General features: G+C 62.2%; 18 protein-coding genes and 2 pseudogenes. 8 read left to right on the forward strand and 12 right to left on the reverse strand.

The features are described 5' to 3' along the window. Nucleotides 1-8 precede the first annotated feature (8 nt). Nucleotides 9-3,161, forward strand: coding sequence for a triple tyrosine motif-containing protein (locus DDZ17_RS13320; RefSeq protein ID WP_116367452.1), 3,153 nt, complete (start codon nucleotides 9-11; stop codon nucleotides 3,159-3,161). Nucleotides 3,162-3,264: 103 nt separating this feature from the next. Here the strand turns inward: DDZ17_RS13320 and DDZ17_RS13325 are convergent, their stop codons facing one another. Further along, nucleotides 3,265-4,023, reverse strand: coding sequence for an enoyl-CoA hydratase/isomerase family protein (locus tag DDZ17_RS13325; RefSeq protein WP_116367453.1), 759 nt, complete (start codon nucleotides 4,021-4,023; stop codon nucleotides 3,265-3,267). Nucleotides 4,024-4,133: 110 nt separating this feature from the next. Between DDZ17_RS13325 and DDZ17_RS13330 the strand changes: the two genes are divergently transcribed. From DDZ17_RS13330 to DDZ17_RS13340, 3 genes are all read left to right on the forward strand, one after another. Then, a complete protein-coding gene (locus tag DDZ17_RS13330) occupies nucleotides 4,134-4,721 on the forward strand; it encodes a DNA-3-methyladenine glycosylase I (protein ID WP_116367454.1) in 588 nt (195 codons plus the stop codon). Between the two features lie 94 nt (nucleotides 4,722-4,815). After that, nucleotides 4,816-6,090 (forward strand): TetR/AcrR family transcriptional regulator, encoded by a 1,275-nt coding sequence (locus DDZ17_RS13335; protein WP_116367455.1) that lies wholly within the window; start codon nucleotides 4,816-4,818, stop codon nucleotides 6,088-6,090. Between the two features lie 30 nt (nucleotides 6,091-6,120). Beyond that, the gene (locus tag DDZ17_RS13340; RefSeq protein WP_193940601.1) at nucleotides 6,121-6,984 is read left to right on the forward strand and encodes an acyl-CoA thioesterase; all 864 of its coding nucleotides are present in this window, start codon (nucleotides 6,121-6,123) and stop codon (nucleotides 6,982-6,984) included. On the opposite strand, the gene DDZ17_RS13345 is transcribed toward DDZ17_RS13340, so the two are convergent. The 7 genes from DDZ17_RS13345 to DDZ17_RS13375 all read right to left on the reverse strand — a co-directional run bounded on the left by DDZ17_RS13345 (nucleotide 6,981) and on the right by DDZ17_RS13375 (nucleotide 14,352). Beyond that, a complete protein-coding gene (locus DDZ17_RS13345) occupies nucleotides 6,981-7,535 on the reverse strand; it encodes a histidine phosphatase family protein (RefSeq protein ID WP_116367457.1) in 555 nt (184 codons plus the stop codon). The genes DDZ17_RS13340 and DDZ17_RS13345 overlap by 4 nt on opposite strands. Further along, nucleotides 7,532-8,239 (reverse strand): histidine phosphatase family protein, encoded by a 708-nt coding sequence (locus tag DDZ17_RS13350; RefSeq protein ID WP_116367458.1) that lies wholly within the window; start codon nucleotides 8,237-8,239, stop codon nucleotides 7,532-7,534. The genes DDZ17_RS13345 and DDZ17_RS13350 overlap by 4 nt, the downstream gene beginning before the upstream one ends. After that, nucleotides 8,239-10,017 carry a bifunctional isocitrate dehydrogenase kinase/phosphatase gene (gene aceK / locus DDZ17_RS13355; RefSeq protein ID WP_116367459.1) on the reverse strand — a complete coding sequence of 593 codons (1,779 nt, stop codon included), beginning with the start codon at nucleotides 10,015-10,017 and terminating at the stop codon, nucleotides 8,239-8,241. The genes DDZ17_RS13350 and aceK overlap by 1 nt, the downstream gene beginning before the upstream one ends. 72 nt (nucleotides 10,018-10,089) lie before the next feature. Then, nucleotides 10,090-10,881 (reverse strand): SDR family oxidoreductase, encoded by a 792-nt coding sequence (locus tag DDZ17_RS13360; RefSeq protein WP_116367460.1) that lies wholly within the window; start codon nucleotides 10,879-10,881, stop codon nucleotides 10,090-10,092. Further along, nucleotides 10,881-11,921 (reverse strand): LLM class F420-dependent oxidoreductase, encoded by a 1,041-nt coding sequence (locus tag DDZ17_RS13365; RefSeq protein WP_116367461.1) that lies wholly within the window; start codon nucleotides 11,919-11,921, stop codon nucleotides 10,881-10,883. Before DDZ17_RS13365 ends, DDZ17_RS13360 begins: the two co-directional genes overlap by 1 nt. Nucleotides 11,922-12,019: 98 nt before the next feature. Next, the gene (locus DDZ17_RS13370) at nucleotides 12,020-13,156 is read right to left on the reverse strand and encodes an acyl-CoA dehydrogenase family protein (RefSeq protein WP_116367462.1); all 1,137 of its coding nucleotides are present in this window, start codon (nucleotides 13,154-13,156) and stop codon (nucleotides 12,020-12,022) included. 17 nt (nucleotides 13,157-13,173) lie between these two features. Further along, on the reverse strand, nucleotides 13,174-14,352 hold the full coding sequence (locus DDZ17_RS13375) for an acyl-CoA dehydrogenase family protein (RefSeq protein ID WP_116367463.1): 1,179 nt from the start codon (nucleotides 14,350-14,352) through the stop codon (nucleotides 13,174-13,176). A gap of 172 nt (nucleotides 14,353-14,524) precedes the next feature. Between DDZ17_RS13375 and DDZ17_RS13380 the strand changes: the two genes are divergently transcribed. Then, entirely contained in the window at nucleotides 14,525-14,731 is a 207-nt protein-coding gene (locus DDZ17_RS13380) for a hypothetical protein (RefSeq protein WP_116367464.1), read from the forward strand. Nucleotides 14,732-14,783: 52 nt separating this feature from the next. Beyond that, nucleotides 14,784-15,086, forward strand: a pseudogene (locus DDZ17_RS22820) (IS5/IS1182 family transposase); the annotation flags it as partial. A gap of 280 nt (nucleotides 15,087-15,366) precedes the next feature. Here DDZ17_RS22820 and DDZ17_RS13390 read toward each other — a convergent pair. Further along, nucleotides 15,367-16,725 (reverse strand): midcut-by-XrtH protein, encoded by a 1,359-nt coding sequence (locus DDZ17_RS13390; protein WP_170150213.1) that lies wholly within the window; start codon nucleotides 16,723-16,725, stop codon nucleotides 15,367-15,369. Between the two features lie 305 nt (nucleotides 16,726-17,030). Between DDZ17_RS13390 and DDZ17_RS13395 the strand changes: the two are divergent. Beyond that, nucleotides 17,031-18,084 (forward strand): annotated as a pseudogene (locus DDZ17_RS13395) (IS5 family transposase); the annotation flags it as partial. A gap of 169 nt (nucleotides 18,085-18,253) precedes the next feature. On the opposite strand, the gene DDZ17_RS13400 reads toward DDZ17_RS13395, so the two are convergent. Then, on the reverse strand, nucleotides 18,254-18,829 hold the full coding sequence (locus tag DDZ17_RS13400) for a hypothetical protein (RefSeq protein ID WP_116367467.1): 576 nt from the start codon (nucleotides 18,827-18,829) through the stop codon (nucleotides 18,254-18,256). A gap of 53 nt (nucleotides 18,830-18,882) precedes the next feature. Further along, a complete protein-coding gene (locus tag DDZ17_RS13405; RefSeq protein ID WP_116367468.1) occupies nucleotides 18,883-19,587 on the reverse strand; it encodes a hypothetical protein in 705 nt (234 codons plus the stop codon). 318 nt (nucleotides 19,588-19,905) lie between these two features. Here DDZ17_RS13405 and DDZ17_RS13410 point away from each other — a divergent pair, with 318 nt between their 5' ends. Further along, nucleotides 19,906-22,122 carry a phosphocholine-specific phospholipase C gene (locus DDZ17_RS13410; protein ID WP_116367469.1) on the forward strand — a complete coding sequence of 739 codons (2,217 nt, stop codon included), beginning with the start codon at nucleotides 19,906-19,908 and terminating at the stop codon, nucleotides 22,120-22,122. Nucleotides 22,123-22,149: 27 nt separating this feature from the next. Here the strand turns inward: DDZ17_RS13410 and trxA are convergent, their stop codons facing one another. Next, nucleotides 22,150-23,013, reverse strand: coding sequence for a thioredoxin (gene trxA, locus DDZ17_RS13415; RefSeq protein WP_116367470.1), 864 nt, complete (start codon nucleotides 23,011-23,013; stop codon nucleotides 22,150-22,152). Between the last annotated feature and the right edge of the window lie 43 nt (nucleotides 23,014-23,056).

The raw sequence follows: 23,056 nt of genomic DNA on the forward strand, positions 1-23,056 counted from the left end.
CCACAGCCTTGACAGATACCCGCTTGTACCGACGCTCCACCACGCTCAGGGCAATCGCCCTGCTCCTGCTGTTGGTCGCCGGCAGCGGACACCGGTTCGTGCTGGCCAGCAACGCAGGTGAGCAGTTCCACATTTCTCCCACTGGGTCTTCGAGCACACGGTCGCACAGCACCATACTGGCGATCGTAAAGGCACAAAGCGGGCTGGTCTGGGTGGCCGCAGCGGGCGGCGTCGCTGTCTACGATGGACACCGGGTCACCTCCTACACCGACTGGATCGACAGCGACGGCAGGCATCGCGCGCTGAACGTCTCGGCCATGGCGCAAACCCGTTCGGGCATCCTCCTTCTGGCAACCCACGGCAGCGGGCTGCTCGCCTTTGACCCGGCCACCAACGGCTTTGTACCGGCCCGCCAGAAGATTCCGCTGAATACCACGGCCGATGATGAGAACATCACCCGCGTGTTTGTCGATGGCCGTGGAAACGTTTGGCTTGGCCTGGACTCTGGCCTGGTAACATCCCTTGATGAAGCCGCCGGGCTGCCGGGAAGCTACGCCAAACTCGATAGCCCGGTGGCGGACATCACCGAGGAAGCTGACGGCACCGTCTACGCCCTGGGTACCGATGGCCAGCTCGCAATCTTTAGCAGGGCCCACCCCACGCCCGCCATCGTCGACCTCAAGGCCCTCTGCCAGCCGTCCCTGCACAGTCTGACGGCCATTCACCCCCTGTCCGGCTCAACCGTTTTGTTGGGCACGCGGGGCGATGGCCTGTACCTGCAAGACCTCAGCAAGGGGAAGTGCCGCAAAGAAGGGCTGAGTGATGCATTGGCCGGCGTCATCGCCGACACCGTGGTGCATGACATTGTGTCAGACACCACCGATGACTCGCTGTGGATAGGCACCGACCGCGGACTGTTCCACCGCAACGCGGGGCAGGCCAGCAGGTTCCATCAGCGCAATTCGGATATCAGCAACAATGAAGTCACCAGCCTGCTCAGCGCCGACAGCGGGCTGCTGTGGATTGGCACCTACGCGGGGCTGAACATTGGCACCCGGTCACTGTTCGAGAGTGTTACCGCGCACAACCAGCCGCTGTTGAGTACCGTGTTTGCCATAGACGGCAATGACACCCTTGGCACCTGGATAGCGACCTACGACAACCTCTTTCGCGAAGACCCGACAACGGGCCAGCTGACGCCCATCGACCAACTGTTCCCTGGTCTCGATGCGGCGTCACTGGGCATCATGAGCCTCCATGTGCATCAGCGTTATCTTTATATCGGCACCAGAAACAGGGGGCTGGTGGTGCTGGATACCGAGCGGCGGCGGCGCTCTGCCTATCACAGCCAAAGCGTGCCCGGCCTGCCCAGCAACTCCGTCAGCGCCATCCTCACCACCGACGCCGGTGAACTGCTGGTGGGCACCCACGGCGCCGGGCTGGCGGTGATCACCCTGTGGCCAGGCGCAACCAGGCGCACCGCTGTGGTCGATACCGCCGATGGGCTTCTCCACAACAACGTCACCGCGCTCTTTCGGCATTCCGATGGCCGCCTGTTTGTCGCCAGCGAGGGCGGCCTGCAGGTTTTTCATCCATCCACCGGAGCCTTTGACGATGTTATTTTCACCGGTGAGTCGCCGGGCCACGGTACTGTCGCGGCGCTGTCCCTCACCGAAGACAGCCACGGCTGCCTCTGGATTGGTACCTACCGGCAGGGCCTGTTTCTCCTCGACACCGGCCACGGCCCGGGCCAGCTCACCGCGCGCCCGGTAACAACCGGCGCACCGATCAGCAAAACGGTGTATGCCCTGCAGGCGGACAACAGCGGCGCTGTGTGGGCCTCCACCAACCGGGGCCTTAGCCGCATCGGGCCCGATTTGTCGGTGCACAATTTCCGCTACAAACACGGGCTCCAGGGGCCGGATTTCGAATTCGGCGCCTCGTATCAAGCCACTAGCGGCCAAATCTATTTTGGCGGCAGCCACGGATACAACCGCTTTGACCCCGCCGCCTTCAGCCTTAGCAGCCAGCCGGCGCCCGTCGTGCTGACCGGTATCACCATTGCCGGCAAGGCCCGGGCGCTGCACACCACCGCGCAACAGCCCGCCAGCATCGAGCTATCGCATGCGGATTACTACGTCACCTTCGACTTCAGTGCGCTCGACTATGTCGACCCCGACAGCAACCTGTACCGCTACAAGCTCGAAGGCTTCGACCCGGACTGGGTCAGCATCGGCAACCGCAGCAGCGCCACCTACACCAACCTGCCACCGGGGAACTACCAGTTTCGGGTGCAGGCCGCCAATTCAAACGGCGTCTGGAATTTCGACGGCGCCAGCCTGGCGCTGTATGTCAGCCCTCCGCCGTGGCGCCAGTGGTGGGCCTGGTGCCTGTATGCGGCCGCCCTTTTGCTGCTTGGCCGCCAGGCCAAGCGCAGCTACGACAGGCACATTATCCACCGGGCCACCCAGCAACGGGCCACGGCGCTGGCACTCACCGCCGACAGGGCCCTGGACGATGCCCAGGAACAGCTGGAGGAACAGGCCCAGTTGGTAGAGGCGATTCACCAGTTCAACCTCGTCAGGCTAACCCTGCTGCGCGAATGCCTTGCCCGGCAGGCCAAAACGCTGCCACCACCCGAGTACGCCGCGCTGCAACGCCATATTTGCGGCCGCCTCAGCGCCATGCAGTGCCTGGAGCAGGCCCTGCGCTATTGCCACGAGGAGCTACTGGCCAACCTGCACAGCTACACCAACGACCTGGCGCAGCAGTTGGAGGCGGCCCATAGCGCCGGCGAGCGCATTGTGCTGGTGAACGACCTGCCAGAACAGCTCCTGCCCGCCAGCGCGGCCCTGCCCCTGTCCATCATCCTGTACGAGTTGCTGGAAAACGCCTACGCCCACGCCTTTGCCGCCTTCCCTGAGGGGGGCATTGTCATCGTCAGGGCGCATTATGGTGATGCCGCAAAGGGCGAGGCGGCCCTGTTCGAGATTGTGGATAACGGCGCCGGTTTACCGCCGGCCGTTGCCATCGACACGCCCGCTTCGCCAGGCCTTGCCACCGTGGCGGAGCTGGTTCGCTCGCTGGGTGGAACGCTCAGCGTGCAGCGCAGTAAGGGAACACACTACAGCCTGCGAGTGCCCGCCATCGGCCGGCCGTAGGGGGCGTTCACTCGGCAGCGACAGCCGCTGCTGCGCTTTTTGGCTGGCAAGGTGTAAGCACCGCTAATACCTCGCTATGCGATGCTACGTGATGCCAACCCCATCAACGCCCAACAAAATGCGGCGCGCGCTTCTCCTTCTGGGCGGCAAAGCCTTCCTGCAGGTCTGCCGAGTCACGGCACTGGGCCACCAGGGCATCGGCGCGGCCAGCATCCAGACTGCCGGCGGCCACCCCGGCAATGATTGCCTTCATGGACTGGACCGCCAGCGGCGCTAGGCTCGCCAGTTGCTCGGCGAAAGCCGTCACTTCGTCGTCCAGGCGCTCCCGGGGCAGGCGAAAATCCAGAAAGCCGATGTCCAGCATGCCCTGGCAATCCAGTGTCTCTGCCGCCAGCAACAGGCGCTTGGCCGCGCTCACCCCCAGGCGCTGCACAAAGCGCTGGATGCCGCCAACGGGATAGCACAGGCCAATAGCCGCCGCCGGCACCCGCAGGCGGCTGCCCTCCACGCCAAAGCGAAAATCGCAGCTGAGCGCCAGCTCCACGCCGCCGCCAAACACGTTGCCATTGATGGCGGCGACGGTGGGAATGGCCAGCGCCGCCAACTGGTCGGTGGTTTCCTGGAACAGCTCGCCGGAAATCCGGCCACTGTTGAGTTCAGCCAGCGAGGCCCCCGCACAAAACGTCTTGCCGCCGGCACCGCTAACCACCAGCACGCGCGGCGCATTGGGCCCGTGCAGCCCGGCAAGAATATCGCGGATGGCGTACAGTTCGTCGCCGCCCAGGGCGTTGTGCCGCGCGGGCACATTCAGCAGCAGCCGGCCTACCTGGCCATTCTGTTGGTAGTGGATGGTATCGGTCATTGTCAGCCCCTTATCAACGCCGGCGGATTTTCCCACAGGGCATGGCCCTTCGCCACGCCCTGTGGACACCGCCCGTCCCTCCACACCATACTTGCCACAAACAGGAGACGATGACGATGACCCAACGCTGTGGCTGGTGCGGTGATGACCCGCTGTATGTGGACTACCACGATACCGAATGGGGTGTGCCAGTGCGCGACGACGCCACCCTGTTTGAATTTCTGATGCTCGAGGGCGCACAGGCCGGGCTGTCCTGGATCACGGTGCTGCGCAAGCGCGAGGGCTATCGCCGCCTGTTCGCCGGCTTTGATGCGGTCAAGGTGGCAAAATTCACCGACGCCCAGCTGGAAAAACGCCTGGAGGACCCGGGCATCGTCCGCAACCGGCTCAAGGTGTTCGGGGCCCGCACCAACGCGCGGGCCTTTCTGGAAACCCAGGCCGCCTTTGGCAGCTTCAGCCATTACCTATGGAACTTTGTGGACGGCAAGCCAATCCAGAACCGGTGGAAGCGCCTGCAGCAGGTGCCGGCTACCACCCCCCTGTCGGACACCATCAGCAAGGACATGAAACGCCGCGGTTTCACCTTTGTCGGGTCCACCATCATCTACGCCCACATGCAGGCCACCGGCATGGTCAACGACCACACGCTGGACTGCTTCCGGCACAGCGAATGCGCCCAGCTTGGTACAAGCCCCTGAGCCGCCGGACTGGACAGCGACAAAAATAATACCTAAAGTTTGAATTTTAGACGAGGAAGTATGGGCGAGCTGCTTTGCAGGCTGCCCCAACGGCATGAGCCAGGATAAACCCAGCGCCTCACCCTTCAACCGCTCCGCCCAGCACGACGCCAAGCGGACGGCGATACTGTCCCAGGCCGCCAGGCTGTTCAACTACAAAGGGTCCCGCGCCACCACTCTGCAAGACATTGCCGCAACCCTGGGCCTGACCAAAACCAGCCTGTACTACTACGTTAAAACCAAGGAAGAGCTGATCTACCAGTGCTACATGGCGGCGCTGCAGCATCACCTGCGGCAGATGGATGTCATCGAGGAGCAGCACAGCAGTGCGCTGGAGCGCGTTCGCGCCTTTTTCCTGTCGCACTTCGACAACTGGCTCAGCGCCCATGAGGGGCGCGGCCCCTATATCGCCGCCCTGCTGGAAATTGCCTCCCTCAAGGGGCCGCATCGCAAGGAAGTGGAAGCCACCTACATCGCCATGTTCAAGCGCCTGCGCCAGTACCTGCGCGACGGCGCCAGCGACGGCAGCCTGCGGGCGCTGGAGAGCACCTCCGCCACCCGCGCCATCCTGGGCTCGGTGGACTGGGTTTTTTCCTGGCTGCACACGGTGGAACGCGACCAGGTTATGGCAACCGCCGAGCAGGCCTTCAACGTACTGCATCACGGCCTTTACGCCGGCGCCGACGACTACCAGGCGAGCGCCAGCGAGCCGGGCTCGGCCCCCAGCGCCTATGTGCACGGCTTTGACCGTGAAGAGCAGAACCGCCTGAAGCAGCAGGCCTTCTTTCGCGCCGGCACCTGGTTCTTCAACAAACAGGGCTTCAACGGCACCTCGCTGGATGAGATTGCAGAGCACCTGAATGTCTCCAAGGGCGCCTTCTACTATCACATCAAGAACAAGGAAGACCTGCTCTACCACTGCTATCGCTACTCCCAGGACGCCATCGACCGCATTTACGGTGAAGCCCGCCAGTTGCCGGGCACCGGCCTTGAGAAAATCGCCCAGAGCTGCCGGCAGGTTTTTCGCGTGCAGAACTCCGACGACGGGCCCCTTATTCGCTACAACACCATTACCGCCCTGCCGATGAAGCGCCGCAAGGAAGTCCTTGAACGCACGGATGCTTCCAGCGCCTGCTTCGGGGACTTCATCCGCGAGGGCATGCAGGACGGCACCGTGCGCCAGGTGGCGCCCTTCATCGCCCAGCAGCTTATTTCCGGCGCCACCAACGCCTCCATGGAAATTGGCCTGTGGCGCCGGGTGGACGACCTGGACAGCGCCGCCAACGACTACTTTGATATTTTCTACAACGGCCTGGTGCCCCGCGCCTGAGCAAATCCCCGCCCACCGATGGAGCCCCCTTTGAACACGTTGCTCGAGAAATTGATTCGCCAGCTGGAAGTAGAGCGCATCGACCGCTTCTTGTTTCTCGGCAAGAGCCCGAAATTCCCACCGCGGGTGTTTGGCGGCCAGGTGCTGGCCCAGGCGCTCTACGCCGCCAGCCAGACGGTGAACAGCGAGCGCCTGGTGCACTCCATGCACGGCTACTTCCTGCGCCCTGGCGACCCGGCCAAGCAGATCATCTACGATGTGGACCCAATCCGCGACGGTGGCAGCTTTACCACCCGCCGGGTGGTGGCCAAGCAGGATGGCGTGGCCATCTTCAATAGCGCTCTGTCATTCCAGGCCGAGGAGGCAGGGCTGGAGCACCAGGCCAGCGCGCCCCAGGTCACCGCGCCGGAAGGCCTGGAAACCGATGCCCAGTACTGGACGCGCATGGCCGAGGAACGGCCGGGCCTGGTGCACGATGGCATGATGATGCAGCCGATTGAACGCCGCCCGGTGGAGCGGCGCGACCTGGAACAGCCCCAGCCCACTGAGCCGGTGCAGCACTACTGGTTTCGCGTGCCCACGGACATTGGCGACAACCCGGTGCGCCACCAGATGCTGCTGGCCTACATGTCGGATTTTGCCCTGCTCGGCACTGCCATGCTGCCCCACCCCTACAGCGGGCGTACCAGGGGCATGCAGGTGGCGAGCCTGGATCACGCCATCTGGTTTCACCGCCGGGCGCGTGTGGACGACTTCCTGCTTTACACCATGGACAGCCCGGCAGCCGGCGGGGGCCGCGGTTTCAGTCGCGGCAGCTTCTACACTCGCGACGGGGTGCTGATTGCCTCAACGGCCCAGGAATCCCTGCAGCGCCTGCCCCGGGACGAGGGCTAGTTCACCACCGTCTGCAGACTGCGCCCGAGTGACACCAACTGCAGCCGCCCGGCCTGCAGGCAAAACTCGGTGACCGAGGCATTATCCGGCCAGAAGCACAGCACCTCGTCGCGCCCCTCGGCCTCGGCAACCGCCGCGTTAATCACCAGAAAATGGGTAAAAACCAGGGTGGGCCGGGCGAGGCCTTCAAGGGCATCAACCAATCCCTGGCGCCATTGCCACAGGGCGGCCGGCTGGCCCGGCCACTGCTGTTGCATAAACTGGCGCAGCCACGGCTTGCGCTGCTCCATGGCCACCGGCACCGGCACTTCCCGGTAGGCGGGCTCAATCGCTACAGACAGGCCACTGGCAGCCGCCAGCGGCGCCGCGGTTTCCAGCGCCCGGGCCTTCGGGCTGCTGAGAATCTGCCAGTCATCCGCCCCCAGGCGCAGCAACAATGCCTGCGCGGTGTCACTGGCCTGCTGCCGGCCGCGCTCGCTCAGGCCCGGGTCTTCATGCTGGCCCCACTCGGCCGCAGCCTCGCCGTGGCGCACCAGCAGAATGCGCGTCACCGGTAGGTCACCAGGTTCTCGCCCGCTTCCCTGCCCATCATCTGCAGGAAGGAGCGGTCATTGAAGTAGGACAGGGACACCTTGTCGCCGCTGTAAAACAGCTGGGTGACAGAGCAGTTGAAAATCGGTTCGTAGAAACGGTAGGTATGCTCGCCCCCCAGCCCCAGCACCTGGGCCACCGCAGTGGCGATGGTGCCGCCAGAGGTGAACACTGCCACCGTCTTGCCGGCACCCTGCTCGGCCATCAGGTCGCGAAGGGCGGCGCGCACGCCACCGGAATAATCCGCCCAGCTCTGGATGCCAGGGTGCTGGCAAGCCGGCGATACCCAGTGATTGAACACCGCCTCGATCACTTTCTGGTAATCCTTGCTATCGCTCAGGCCCTTGTCCATCAGCGCTTTCAGGCGGGGATTGCTGTCCACCAGTTGCGGCACCAGGTGTTCAACCTGCTCATCGTTGCGCACCTCGTTAAAGCGCGCATCAATACGGTGGCTTACCTCCCGGGGCTGGCTGGCCAGTGCCAGTTGGGTCGTCTCCCGCTGGCGCAGCAGGTCGCCGCTGTAGGCGGCGTCCAGGTGGATGCCGTTGTCCGCCAGATAGCGCCCCATGGCGCTGGCCTGGCGACAGCCGAGGTCGGAGAGTTTGTCGTAGTCGTCGGCGCCAAAGGAGGCCTGGCCGTGGCGAATCAGGTACAGGGTCGCCATTACACCGCCTCCGCCACGGCTGCTGCTTCACGCGGGAAGCGCAGCTTGCGCCGATAGGGGAAGAAGTCCTCGATATGCCCCTGGCGGATGCGTTCCTGCAAACCCTGCCAGAAGGCCACGTCGTAAATATCACTGTGCATAGCGTCAAACACCTTCCTTGCGCGCTGGTTGCCGGAGAAAAACAGGCGAAACTCCTCCGGGAAAATATCGTTGGGCCCCACGGTGTACCAGGGCTTGCTGGCCAGCTCTTCCGCCTCGCTGCGGGGCTCGGGAATCTTGCGGAAGTTGCAGTCCATCAGCGGCTGGATTTCGTCGTAGTCGTAAAACACCACCCGGCCGTGGCGGGTCACGCCAAAGTTTTTCAGCAGCATGTCGCCGGGGAAGATATTGGCCGCGGCCAGCTGTTTGATGGCGTTACCGTATTCATCCATCACCGCCGCAATCTGCTCGTCTGTCGCGTCCTGCAGGTAGAGGTTGAGGGGCGTCATGCGCCGCTCCACATAAACGTGCTTGATGATCAGGGCCTTGCCGTGCTCCTCGATCAGCGACGGCGCCACCTTGCGCAACTCTTCCATCAACTCCTCAGAGAAACGCTCGCGGGCAAAGGCCAGGTTGGTGAACTCCTGGGTATCCGCCATGCGCCCAGCCCGGTCCCAGCGCTTTACCAGCCGGTACTTGGCCTTGACCTGTTCGTGGGTCATTTCCTTGGGCGGAGTGAAGCGATCCTTGATGATTTTGAACACAAAATCGTAGGACGGCATGGTGAACACGCTCATCACCATGCCCTTGATACCGGGGGCAATGATGAACTGGTCGGTGGTGCGGGTCATATGCCGGTAGGCACAGCGGTGGTAGTAGGTTTTGCCGTGCTTGTTGTAACCCATCGCGCTGTAGATTTCCGAAATGGGTTTGGCCGGCATCAGCTGCTGTAAAAACAGCACATACTGCGAGGGGATGCTGGCATCCACCATGAAGTAGGAACGGGTAAAACTGAACAGCACACTGCACTTGTCGGCACCAAACAGGACGGTGTCGACAAACACCTCGGCGTCCTCTTTGGCGTTCTGCATCAGCGGGAACACGATGGGCATGGAGTCCGACCCGGCCGCAATACGCCCGACAATATAGGCGCCCTTGTTGCGGAAGAAGTGATGCTCCAGCATCTGGAATTCGACACCGTCGCGACCCAGATCAAAGCGCGGCGCCAGAAAGCTCTCTATCGCCTCCACAATAAAGCCGATGTCCCGCTCCAGGTTCTCGTAGGGCAGGCTAAAGGCGTAGTCGGCAAACAGCGCCCGCAGCAGTTCGGGCAAAGAGCCATCCAGCGGGTAGCGCCGCACGACCTTGCGGAAGTCCGAGGGCGGCATATCGCCCTGGGGCGAGAACACAAAGGCGTGCTCGTCGCGAATTTTGCGATGCTTGAACACCGCGCAGTACACCGAGTTGAAGAAGGTCTCGGCCATCTCGAAGTTGTTGTGGCCCTCTATCAGACTGGCATACTCGGCCTTGGTGTCGGTCCAGAACTGGTAGTCGCGCAGCTGGTCACCAGCGATAAGCTCGACCACATCCAGCACCGCCGTGGTTTTGGCCTTGTACAGGTCGATACGCTCAATCGACGAGGCGTGCATGCCGTGCCAGTCGGCATTTTCAAAGCGGGTGCGTGCCGCCAGGGTAACGTTCTGGAACTCGGCAAAGTAGGATTCAAAGCCGTTGAGAATGCTGCGGGCAAAGCGCTCTTTCTTCTCTGTCTGGCTCACGTCCCGCAGCTCACCGGACATAGCGATCCCCCTGCCTGACATGCGGCTTCGTCGTTTGGAATTTCATCGCCTGCAATGTCACAACCTGGCGCCTCACAGCTTGGGGTTGCCGAACTTGCGCCGCAGTTTGCGCATGCCACCCAGCCAGCGGTCGTAGTTGGCGGCCTTGTGGGCGCGATAGTCGACAACTTCCTTGTGGGGCAGAATCAGGAAGCTCTCCTCGGCCAGCCCGTCAATGACCGCCTGGGCCACCGCCTCGGCGCTGATCACCCCGTCCACGCCGGCGGTACCGCCGTCCTTGTTGTCGCCGATCATGCGCGTTGCCACCGCCTGGGGGCACAGGGCAGACACCTTGATGCCATCGTCGCCATGGGTGATGGCCAGCGCCTCGGCAAAGCCGATGGCCGCATGCTTGGTGGTCGAGTAGGCGGCATCGCCCACCTGGTTGAGCAGGCCCGCCGCGGAGGCGGTGTTCAAAAAGTAACCCTCGCCACGGCGGATCATTCCGGGCAGGCAGGCACGGGCGGCGTACACGTGGGACATCACGTGAATATCCCACATGGCCTGCCACGTGCTGTTGGGCGCCGAGGTGGCATGCCAGGGCTCGCCATCGCCGGCGATAATACCGGCGTTGCTGCAGAACAGGTCGATACGGCCGTGCTGCCCTTCCACCGCCTGCACCATGGCGGCAATCTGCGCCTCGTCGCGCACGTCCACCCCGTAGGCTTCACCGCCTATGGCCGTGGCCACTTTGGCGGCGTTGTCTTTTTCCAGGTCTGCCACCACCACGCAGGCAGCGCCCTCGGCGGCAAATCGCTCGCACAGCGCCCTGCCAATGCCATTGGCGCCGCCGGTGACCACAACGACCTTGCCCTGCACCTGCATCAGAGCAACTCCTTGGCGAACAGCTCCAGCACCGCCGTATCGTGAACGCCGAGCAGCATGGTGCCCACTTCGCCGCGCTTGCCGGCCTCTTTCCAGGGCGCCAGGCGCTCGACAATGCGCTCCTTGGGCCCCACCAGGGCCACCTCGTCCAGCAGGGCATTGGGCACTTTGGCTTCCGCCTCGGCCTTTTTACCCGACAGGTAGAGCTCCTGGATCTGCTGCGCCTCATCGCCGTAGCCGAGGCGGGTGGCGTAGTCGTTGTAGAAGTTCTTGTTCTTCGCGCCCATGCCGCCGATGTACAGGGCCAGCCAGGGGCGCAGGGAGTCGTAGGCGGCTTCCAAATCGTCGTTCATCGCCACAGACACAAAGGGCGCCACGTCGAAGTTGTCCAGGCTCTTGCCGTTGCCAGCCTTGTCGAAACCCTGCTGGATGTGCTCGCCCAGCACGTCGAATTTGTTCGGGTCCATCCACACCGGGAACACGCCATCGGCAACCTCACCGGCACAGCGCAGCCCCGCGGGAGTGATGGAGGCGGTGTAGATGGGGATATCCGGGCTGCCGCTGAGGATGGACTTCAGGGGCTTGCCAAGGCCGGTGGTGCCGGGGCCCTTGTTGGGCAGCTGGTACATATCGCCGTCGAACTCCACCGGGCCGTCGCGCTCCATGATTTTGCGCATGATCTGGATGTACTCGCGGGTGCGTGTCACCGGCTTGCCGTAGGGCACGCCGTGCCAGCCTTCCACCACCTGGGGGCCCGAGGCGCCAAGGCCTACGATAAAGCGGCCGCCAGAGAGCTGGTCCAGGGACATGGCGGTCATGGCGCACATGGCCGGGCTGCGGGCCGGCATCTGCATGATGGCGGTGCCCACGCGAATCTTGCTGGTGTTGGCCAGCACCCAGGTGGCGGTGGTAACCGCGTCGTTGCCGTAGGCCTCGGCGGTCCACACCGAGTCGTAACCCATGGTTTCCGCCTGCTGGATCAGGTCCAGGGGCAGGTGAATCTCTTTGCCGGAATAGCCGAGCAGAAAGCCTAGTTTCATTGTTGTGCTCCGGATAGGCGGGCGTTGGCGCCCGGTCAAGGTGGGGTATCTACGTTACGCCGGCCAGCGCCCGGGGGCAAACCCGGGCGCTGGCATCTTCATGCGTAGCGCAGCGCGTCAAAGCGGCCCTGGTGATAGTCGCCGTTGCCGAAGGTGGCGTTGATCATCATCAGGCGCTTGGCATAGTGGCCGATATCCAGTTCGTCGGTCAGGCCCATGCCGCCGTGCAGCTGGATAGCCTCGCCGTAGATCAGCTTGCCGGCACGATCGACCATGGCCTTCAGGGCATGCGCCGTGGTGGCGGCTGAGTCGGCGCCCTCTTCCAGTTCGCACACCGCGCGGTACAGCAGGGACTTGGTCTGCTCGTAGGCCATGAAGGTATCCACCATGCGGTGCTGCAGGGCCTGGAAGCTGCCAATGGCCACGCCGAACTGCTTGCGCGTTTTGGTGTATTCCAGGGTCTTGGCGTTGAGCTGGGCCATGATGCCAAGCGCCTCAGCTGCCAGGGCCACCACGGCGGACTGCACCACCGGCTCAATCAGCGCCAGGGCGCCACCGGCCTCGCCAATCAGCGCGGTGGCAGGCACCGCCACGTTATCCAGGGTGATATTGGCCACCGTCTGGCCGTCCATCTGCTTGAAGGGGGTCACCACCACCCCCGCCGCGCTGGCCGGCACCAGAAAGAGGCTGATGCCCTCGGCGTCGGCCTGCTCCCCGGCGGTGCGCGCGCTGACGATCAGCGCATCAGCATTGGCGCCGTTGAACACCACAACTTTTTCGCCGTTAAGGCGATAGCCCTCGCCGTCATTGCTGGCGCGGGTTTTCACATCGCGCAGTTCAAAGCGACTCTGGCGCTCAAGGTAGGCAAACGCGCCCTGGCAGCTGCCCTCAATGATTTTGGGCAGGTATTCATCGGCCAGGGCCTGGTTGCCGCCGCGCTGCAGCAGGGCGCCAAACAACAGCACCGTGGCCAGGTAGGGCTCCAGCACCAGGCCCTTGCCGAATTCCTCCATCAGCAGCATGGTGTCCACCGGGCCACCGCCGAAGCCGCCGTACTCTTCGGCGAAGGGCACCGACAGCCAGCCCAGTTCGGCAAAGGTCTGCCACTGCTGGGCGCTCATGCCGGCCTGGGAGTCGGCAATGGTGCGGCGGGTTTCAAAGTCGTAGCTGTCCTGCACGTAACGGGCGACGCTGTCGCGCAGCATGCTTTGTTCTTCAGTGAAATCGAAATTCATGGTGTTATCTCCCGTGCTTACAGGCCCAGCACGGCCTTGGCGATGATGTTTTTCTGCACCTCGTTGGAGCCCCCGTATACAGTCGCGGCGCGGCCGTACATAAAGGACTGGCGGGCAGCGCTGCCGAATGCATGGCCGAGTTGCTCGGCGCTGAGCGCATTGGGCAGTACCCCCTGGTAGTAGGCTGCCAGGTCCATGCGTAGCTCCTGGATAGCCTGCTGGATTTCCGTGCCCTTGATCTTGAGCAGGGACGATTCCGCCCCCGGCGCGCCGCCGGATGCCACCGTGGCCAGCACCCGCAACTCGGTGAACTCCAGCGCCATCAGCTCGATCTCGATATTCGACAGGCGCTTGCGGAACAGCGAATCGTCAAGCAGGCGCTGGCCGCCATTGACCTCTGCGGCCGCCTCCTGGCGCACCATTTCCAGGCCGCGCTTGCTGTCTGCCACACCAGCGATGGTAGTGCGCTCGTGGGCAAGCAGGGCCTTGGCGTAGGTCCAGCCCTTGTCCTGCTCGCCAATGCGGTTGGCCACCGGCACCCGCACGTCGTTGAACTCCACTTCGTTCAGGCTGTGGTGATTGTCGATGGACACAATGGGGTTTACCTTGATGCCCGGGCTTTTCATATCGATCAGCAGGAAGGTGATGCCCTCCTGCTTCTTGCCCTCGTTGTTGGTGCGCACCAGGCAGAAAATCCAGTCGGCGTACTGGGCGTAGGTCGTCCAGATTTTGGCGCCATTTACGACATAATCGTCACCATCGAGCACCGCTTTGGTCTTCAGGGATGCCAGATCGGACCCGGAGCCCGGCTCCGAATAGCCCTGGCACCACCAGTCGTCACTGCGCAGAATGCGGGGCAGAAAGCGCGCCTTCTGTTCGTCGTTGCCAAAGGTATAGATAACCGGCGCCACCATCTGCAGGCCAAAGGGCACCACATCGCGAATGCCATGGGCCGCGCGCTCAGACTCGTAGATGTACTTCTGGGTGGGGCTCCAACCCGTGCCGCCGTACTCCACCGGCCAGTTGGGGGCAATCCAGCCCTGCTCGAAGAGCCGCTTCTGCCAGTCCACCACCGCGTCCTTGAAGGTAGCTTTGTCCGCCAGGCGAGCCTGCAACTCGGCGTCGTAGGCATGCTTGAAAAAGGCCCGAACCTCATCGCGAAAGGCGATGTCATCGGGGGAGAAGCGGGTATCCATGTGAACCTCCTGGGGCCCGGATTTGACCTTTGGGTATGTTTATTGTGTGAGGGGCATGTACGATAGCGACATTATGCAGTGTAGACAAGCGTGGCTGCTGCTGTGGGGGCTGAAAAGCGTTCGCTAATTTAATGAGGCTGGTTAAGGGATAGCGCCGCACAACGGTCGTGAGGTGCCCACCGACCTTAAGATCGACGGAAACAAGTACGACCTATGTCGTCAAATTAGACTGACAGCCACGGAACTGGCCTTTAAGGCGATGTACGAAACGCTGGACGGTAAGCCATTTCCCCCATCGTCGAAATTAGTCGGCGTCGAGCAGCTGCCCTACACCGAAATGCCGGTCGAAATTTCTGCCATCGCGGCGCTAGACACCTGATGTTCGTCACGCGCTGCTGCAATGAGACTTGGCGCGCATGTGGGCTTGGGTTGACACAAGCTATGACACCCGAGGTTTTGTCACACAATATCGTTCCATTCGCGTGACCGCGCATGTAGTTCAGAATACGAAACGCACTGGCGGCTCCGCGATCGATGACAGAACGACACGGCATCCCGGGTGCAACATCTCGATGCGAAAGAGAAAATGCATCACGCAGTGTTTTGGTTGGGCCAAGATCATCGGTGGACTGCGCCAATTGATGTTCAGGGGCCTGGAGCGCGTCGACCAGCGCTTCACTCTGGCGATGGCAGTTTACAACCTGGTGCGGATGCGCACATTGGTAGCGCAATGATCGCCCAGGACAGCGTATGCGGCCTCGATCTGTGTGGATATGAGCCAAATCCAGACTGCGGACGCGTTGCTTGCCAGTTCGACGGCTCATTGAGCGACCAGCACATGAAGATGCGGCACTGCTCCAAGGAACACCGGCTACGTTCCCGGTGAATTGCGAAGCGTTTCGTCTCACCTGTTTTTCAACGGCTTGCTAACTGGCAGGTTACTCAACGTTCATGGCTTCGTTGGCAGTGTGAGCCTTAAAGATGACTGCTGGGAAAACGCAGTGAAACATCAAATTATTGCTCGACACAGTACAATCCAGGGTCAAATACATTACATGACAGTTCTATTACCCGAATGGAAAAGGCGTCATCCAAGTCGGACCATCCAAACGCTCCCTCTAGGGCAGTATCCGAACTTGACCAGGATGAACATGTCTCAGGCGCCACCGCCCATCGACCAGCAGAAACGATGTCGATACCTGTCCAAATTTCAATGGGCAATGAACTGGACGTACTGAAAGGCAGGTTAAGCGGAAAATCAAACACCGCAACGGTATTTGCACGCGCGATAAAATCCTCTGTCGCATTGAAGTAACTGGTACCCGCGCTCAACACCCAGTCAACGGCTGGATCAGGCCCGCGATCAGCACCACCAAGCAGGGCTGCATACACGCCACCACTCGGCTTGTTCGCGTCTTCGTTACACTTTTGATCGGCCCCCGCTATGCCGCCGAGATCACCATTGAACGAGCCCGCCGTCACAAATATTCGCTTATCCTCGGAGGAAATGGACATGAGGGCCGCACTTTCAGCGCCAATGGTATACGCGGCAGACGCGGTCAGGGTCAATTCGACCGTCTCGCTGGGATCGTAGACCTGATCATCGAGCACGGTGATGGTTACATCGACCGATGACGCCCCGGCGGGAATTGTCACTGCTGTCAGGCTATCGACAGCATAGTCCTCAGCGTCGGTCAGATCAGCGGTAGGCGTGCCGGTAATCCCTGTCGCGCTGCCGCCCAAAGTAAAGCTGACGTCCAGTGGATTAGTGGTATCCCCGGTTCTGGCTAGAGTGAAAGCCCCCGGTGTCGGAGACCCGGATTCAACGCCATCGGCTTGCTTGATGACGGTGACCTCGGGCAGTGTACAGGTATAGTCAGTATGACAACTGGCACCCTCGGGAAGCGGCATGCCTGTGACACATTCATTCGCAGGAGAGTTCGAGGTGCAGGCCGGTGGTGGTGTGATATCAGTGATGGCAAGGGCCACCCCAGCTGTGTTGGTATAGCTTGCCTCGCCCAGCGGGATATCGACCGTGCCACCGCCAGGCTGGCTCAGTGCAATCATCAAAGCGGCGATGGCCGTCGGAACTTGCATGCTGGAGATAGCGCCTAACCCGGTGCCGATGGCCAGCAGCAGAATGCCGTGGAGTTTTTTGCCGTGCTGGCGGCGTAGATAGCGCCCACCCAAAACGGCCAGGCCAATTGCCAGTGGCAGGAGTAGCAGTGAGGGAATCGGCACGGCCTGAACGGTTGAGCCGCCGCCAGCGGCGGGCTCGACGGCCGGTCTGTAGGTTAAAGAACCGGTCTGCGCCAGAGAGGGAGTACTGGCAAGCAGCAGAAGAAAGGTGCTGCCAGGCCCTAAGGTGCTCATTCGTTTTATCATTGTCGCTTTCTGCTCCTGTGCTGCCGTGCTAGGAAGCGGCACTGTCCAACGCTATTTTTTAGGTCAGCCGGGGAGGATAGTCGGGCATCGCTAGCCATTCGTCAGTACAGCAAAACGTCGCAGGATGAAGTAAATCATGGTACAGCGCTCGTTGCCAAGTCTATGGTGAATGCCAGATGGGTGACGTCCACCCGCGTTCCTGAATGGGGTACTAGCAGGCTGCTGAAAGACCCCTGCCTACCGGCAGTGGGTTTGAGACAATGCAGATATCGATTCCGGCGGAGACGCGAACCATGCGCGGCGGCGACAACTACACTAAAAGCCGTTTCTCTGTCGTCCGACTTGAAGACTTCGTTCCTGCCAGCCACCCGCTGCTTCCGCTTCGCCTTTGGATCAACGACGCGCTTGAGCGTATGGATTTGCTGTTCAGCCGGATGTACGACAAGGGTCACCTGGGCGGACGTCCGAGCATCGCTCCCGAGAAGCTGCTTCGCGCCATGCTTCTGCAGGTCTTCTACAGCATCCGCAGTGAGCGACAACTCGTTGAGCAGATTTCCTACAACCTGCTGTTCCGCTGGTTCGTCGGGCTTTCTATCGATGACAAGGTCTGGAACCACAGCGTATTCAGCAAGAACCGAGACCGTATGCTTGAGCACGATGTTGTGAAAGCGTTCTTCAATCAGGTCGTTGAGATGGCTGAGCAGGAAGATCTTCTCTCCAGCGAACACTTCAGCATTGATGGTACACCGCTGAAGGCTTGGGCGGGCCACAAGAGCATCCGCCGAAGGGATGGATCTGACAGTGATCGACCGCCGGATGGCTGGCACGGTGAGAAGCGCAGCAACAAGACGCATGCGCGACTACGGATCCGGACAGTCGAATCTACAAGAAAACGCGAGGCACTGCGGCTGAACTGGCGTACCTTGGCCATGCGCTCAGCGACAATCGGCATTCCCTGATCGTGAACGTGCGTACAACCCATGCAACAGGTAAAGCAGAACGTGAAGCTACTGCTTCGATGCTGGGCGACATTGGCGAGGGCAAACGGGTGACACTGGGTGCCGACAAAGGCTATGACACCCGAGGTTTTGTCACAGACTGTCGATCCATTCGTGTGACGCCGCATGTAGTGCAGAACACGAAACGCACCGGCGGCTCCGCGACCGACGACAGAACGACACGGCACCCCGGGTACGACATCTCGATGCGAAAGCGAAAATGTATCGAGCAATGCTTTGGCTGGGCGAAGACCATCGGTGGACTTCGCCAATTAATGTTCAGGGCCTGGAGCGTTTCACTCTGGCGATGGCAGCTTACAATCTGGTGCCGATGCACACGTTGGTAGCGCAATGGTCGCCCGGGACGGCCTATGCGTGCGGCGTCGATCTGTCCGGTTGTGAACCGAATTCAGACTGCGGACGCGATGCGGCACTGCTCCGAGGAACACCGGTTGCAATCACGGTGAATTGCGAAGTGCTTAATCTCAGCAGTCTTTCAACGGCCTGCTAGGCACCCACTAAGGGGCGGAGGAACCAAGCAGCGTTTTCAATAGCTGCCAAGGGAAGGGCTTGAGTTGCTCCAGGCGCTGGGCGGGCGAGCGCTCGCTGTCGGTCAGCCGGAAACTGGCCACCAGTACCGTGTCCTGCCCGGCGCCGTCACGCGGCCCGGCCACTTCGGTAATCATGAAAACAATGGTGTCGTGGCGGTCGTGGAAAACATAGGTCATCTTGCCGGGAAACGGCTTTTTATCACTGTGGCTGAGCCCCCCAACGGCGAAGCTCACACTGAAATCCAGCTGCGATGGCGGCAGGCGCTCTACATCGAAACGCTCCAGCGCCAGAAATTTAAAGACGAACTGCAAGTGCCCACGCTGCCCGCTGGTGCGGCGATACTCACATTGGCTGTAAAACGTGGGGATATGCTCGTTGCTGGACAGGGGTTTGACCGGCGCACCAAGGACGCCCACCGCCAGCGACTGGGTCAGCTGCTCACAGGCCTCTGGTATCGTTGCAATCTGCTCGGGCAGGCCCGCCCAGACTGGGCGAGTCATACTCAGCAATATCACGGCGAACATCACGCTTGCTGTGCGCATGGGCACTCCTTTAGCTTTAGCATCGCCCGCCAACACCGCGCGGGCGATACTGGCTATTTGTTGAGCAGGCCCTGGGCCAGGGCCACGGCACGCTGGCGATCATCGGCGCGGCTCTCGCCGGCGTTGACTGTCAGGTGCAGCACTTGCACCCCGTCCACCACACTGAGCTGGCGCATACTCTCGGCCCAGGCGGCCTTGTCGCCCACGCCATCCACCGGCACAACATCGGCCTGGATGGTCACCTGCCGGGTTTCGGTACCGCCGGTCACACCCTCGGTCAGCTTGCGCATGGCACCGTCAAAATTGGCCAGGGCCTGGGCGGGGCTCTCGGCGGGCTCCAGCAGGGTCAGGGACACCTCGGAATAAGCCTTGATGGATGGCAGTGCGACGTCTTCGCCGCGGGTTTTGCGAAGCAGGTAGTCATTCATGGCAGCCGCCTGCGCTTGCGCCAGTTCCTCGGCGTTGGGCTTGGGGATCTGCACAATACACAGGGGGTGCGGCGAATACTGGCTGGGTCGACGGTTAACGGGGGCGTCTGCGCTCATTTCGAAATGCTCACCCAGTAGTGCGTCGCTCAACAGCGTGCAGGGGTCCGCACTGGCGAATCGCGCGCCGTGTCCATCGCCGGAACTCACGCTGCTACCATCGCCGCCACTACTGCCACTACCGCTGCCACCGGCAGTCCCGTCCCCGCAGCCCACCAGCAGCAACGCCAGTAACCAGGGTACGCCAATCCATTGAAACCGGGCGTTGTTCATGTGCTTCCCCTTATTATGCTTGTGAACGTTTGTGAACGCGTGAGCGCGCCATAGCCTGACTATAGACCAGTTTGCGACACCAGCCCCACTAGCAGCCCACCCGGCGATGGCAGCGCGCGGATACGGCCAGCCGGTTACCTGCGCCGCGCCGGTATCGCCCCATACAGGAATCGAGCGGTTCAGCAACGCACTCGCGCAATGAAAGCCGCTGGGTATCGCAATTAACCATACCTGTAACAGCTAATCGCATTAGGGCAGCGGCGCCTTACGGTACAGAATAGGCGAATCGTCTGCCACTTCGGATAATCAGGTTCCAACATGCCGACTTCCCGCCGCGATTTTTTGCGCTCCGCCACTACCCTTACCGCCGCATCGTCGCTGGCATCGCTGCCGCCGCTGATCCAGCAGGCCCTGGCGGTGGAGGCCAACCACGTGACCGGCACCATCCGCGATGTGGAGCACATTGTGATCCTGATGCAGGAGAACCGCTCCTTCGACCACTACTTCGGCACCCTCAAAGGGGTGCGCGGCTTTGGCGATCGCTTTCCCATTCCGCTGGAAAGCGGCAAGCCGGTGTGGTTTGAAAGCGACGGGCAGCGTGACATCACGCCCTTCCACCTGGACCAGGACACCATGAATGCGCTGAAGGCCAATACGACCTCGCACGAAATCGCCGACACCCAGGCCGCCTGGAACCAGGGTAAGTTTGGCTACTGGCCCAAGTACAAGCTGGATATGCGCACCCGCCAGACCACCGGGCACTCCATGGGTTACTACACCCGCGCGGAGATCCCCTTTCAGTTTGCCCTGGCGGACGCCTTTACCCTGTGCGACAACTACCACTGCAGCGTAGCCTCCGGCACCGACCCCAATCGTATTTTTTTCTTCTCTGGCGCCAACTACGACCCGAAGCGCTGCGCCCAGGGGCTCAATCACACACCGGAGAATTCCGAACCGAACAACCTGCGCTGCTGGGTAACGGGGCAGTGGCCAGACCCGGGCTATGCGTATCTTGGTGAAGGCTTTGACTGGCCCACTCTGCCCGAACTGCTGCAGGACGCCGGCGTCAGCTGGCGCATCTACCAGGACCCCAACAACAACTGGACCGGCGCCATGCACGGCTGCCTGGCCTTCAACAGCTTCCGCCAGGCTCAGAAAGGATCGCCCCTCTACGAGCAGGGCATGAGCCACTGGACCCTGGCCGACCTGGCGCAGCAGGTGAAGGACGAAACCCTGCCCCAGGTGTCCTGGATACTGCCCTCGCAGGCCGACTGCGAACACGCTGAAGGTTCCAGTCCACTCAGCGGCGCGGACTTCACGGCGCAGGTGCTGGCAGCGCTGGTGGCCAACCCGAAGGTGTGGAGCAAAACCGCCCTGTTCATCACCTTTGACGAAAACGACGGCTATTTTGACCACCTGCCACCGCCGGCGGTGCCCTCCTACAACCCGGACGGCTCGCTGGCCGGCGACGCCACCCTCGATGTGCGCGGCCACTACTTTGAAGCGCCAGGTTTTGAGCCCTACCGCGACCTGTTGCGCGAACGCATGCTCAAGCTGATGAATATCGATATGCCGCCACTGAACCAGTATCTGGACCCGCGCGACAGCGAGCACGGCCTGGTGCGCCCCTATGGCATGGGGCCGCGGGTGCCGATGTATGTGGTGTCTCCCTGGAGCCGGGGCGGCTGGGTAAGCTCCCAGGTGTTTGACCACTCATCGGTGGGGCGTTTTCTGGAGCAGCGCTTTGGCATCACTGTGCCGGCCATTTCACCCTGGAACCGGGCCGTGGCGGGCGACCTGACCAGCGCCTTCGACTTTGTCTCGCCCAATGACCCTTCACTGCCGCCGCTGCCCAATACACGCGAGCGCCTGACGCTGGAAAAAACCCAGCTGACCATGCCCGCCGCCGCCGCGCCCGACCCGCTGCCCGCTTTTGCGCAGGAGCCCGGCACCCGCCCCTCACGGCCAACCGGCTATGCCCTGCAGGTTCACGACCGCGTCGACGAAGCCGGCAACGTCACCCTGCAGTTTGTGAACGACGGTGCGGTGGGCGCGGTCTTCCATGTCTACGATCATCGCCACCTGGACCGCATTCCCCGCCGCTACACCGTCGAAGCGGGCAAGTCACTGACGGCAGCCTGGAGCGGCGACGACGGCCTCTACGACCTGGAAGTTCACAGTACCAACGGCTTTTTTCGGCGTTTCAGCGGCCGCAGCGCCAGTGTCAGCCATGAAAGCGTCGCGCTGCAGCTGCGGCTGAGCTACGCGCCGGCCACCGACACCCTCAAGGCCAGTATCCACAACGCCGGCACAGGCAGCGCCCGGCTTGAGATCAGCGCCAATGCCTATCGCGAGGACGGGCCCTGGCCACTGAACATTGCACCGGGGGAGACCACAGAGCAGGCCTGGTCACTCAAGGACAGCGGTAACTGGTACGACTTCACCCTGAGCAGCGACAGCTACCAGCGCCGGGTTGCCGGGCGCATGGAAAACGGCCGGGACCTGATCAGCGACCCGGCCATGGCAAGGGGCTAGCCCGCCCGAGCGGGCGGGCGGCGGATATCAGTAGAGCAGGCTGTAGAGCTTGCGCTGGTACTCAGCGGCCAGGGGGTCGCCCTTGCCGAGGCTGGCAATGGCGTCCAGGAAGGACTTTTTGGTTGCGCCGTCGGCGTGGTTGATGTCCGCCTTCAGGATCAGGAACAGGTTCTCCAGGGCCTCTTTGGCGTAGCCGCTGCCGGAGTAGGCCACCGCCAGCTGGGCGCGCAGGTCGCGATTGTCCGGGTCCTGTTCCAGCTGCTGTTCCAGCGCCTCGATCTCCGGGGATTTGGCCGCCTCGCGCTTCAGGGTGACCTGGGCCTTGAGCTGCTCCCAGCTTGGGTCCTGATCCGCCATGCGCACGGTATCGAGCACCTGTTCGGCCTCGTCCAGGCGCATCGCCTCGATCAGGCAGTGGGCGTAGGCCAGGGTGATGTCATGCGCCTGGCCGGAATCCTCCCAGGCCTGGCGCAGGGGGCTAAGGGCCGCGGCAAAATCGCCCTTGGCCATGGCCTCCTGGGCCATTTGCAGCAGGCCGTCCCAGGCCTTGGGCAGGTATTTGGCCAGCAGCTCCCGCACCTGGGCCTCGGACTGGGCACCGGCAAAGCCGTCCACCGGCTGGCCGTCCTGCATCACCATCACGGTGGGCAGGCTGCGCACGCCAAACTGCTGGGTGATCATCTGCTGCTGGTCGGCGTTGACCTTGGCCAGCAGGAAGGCCCCGTTGTACTCCCGGGCGATTTTCTCCAGCACCGGCATCAGCACCTTGCAGGGCTCGCACCAGTCGGCCCAGAAATCCACCACCACCGGACGCTGGTGGGATTCCTCAATCAGCAGCTGGGCGGCGTTGGTTTCGTCGATATCGACGATAATGTCGGCGGCGGCATTCATGCGCGGGTTCCTCTGTGTATGGCGTGCGGGGCCAAGCCCCGTC

It is taken from the genome of Parahaliea mediterranea (assembly GCF_003402235.1).
GTDB classification, from domain to species: Bacteria; Pseudomonadota; Gammaproteobacteria; order Pseudomonadales; family Halieaceae; genus Parahaliea; species Parahaliea mediterranea.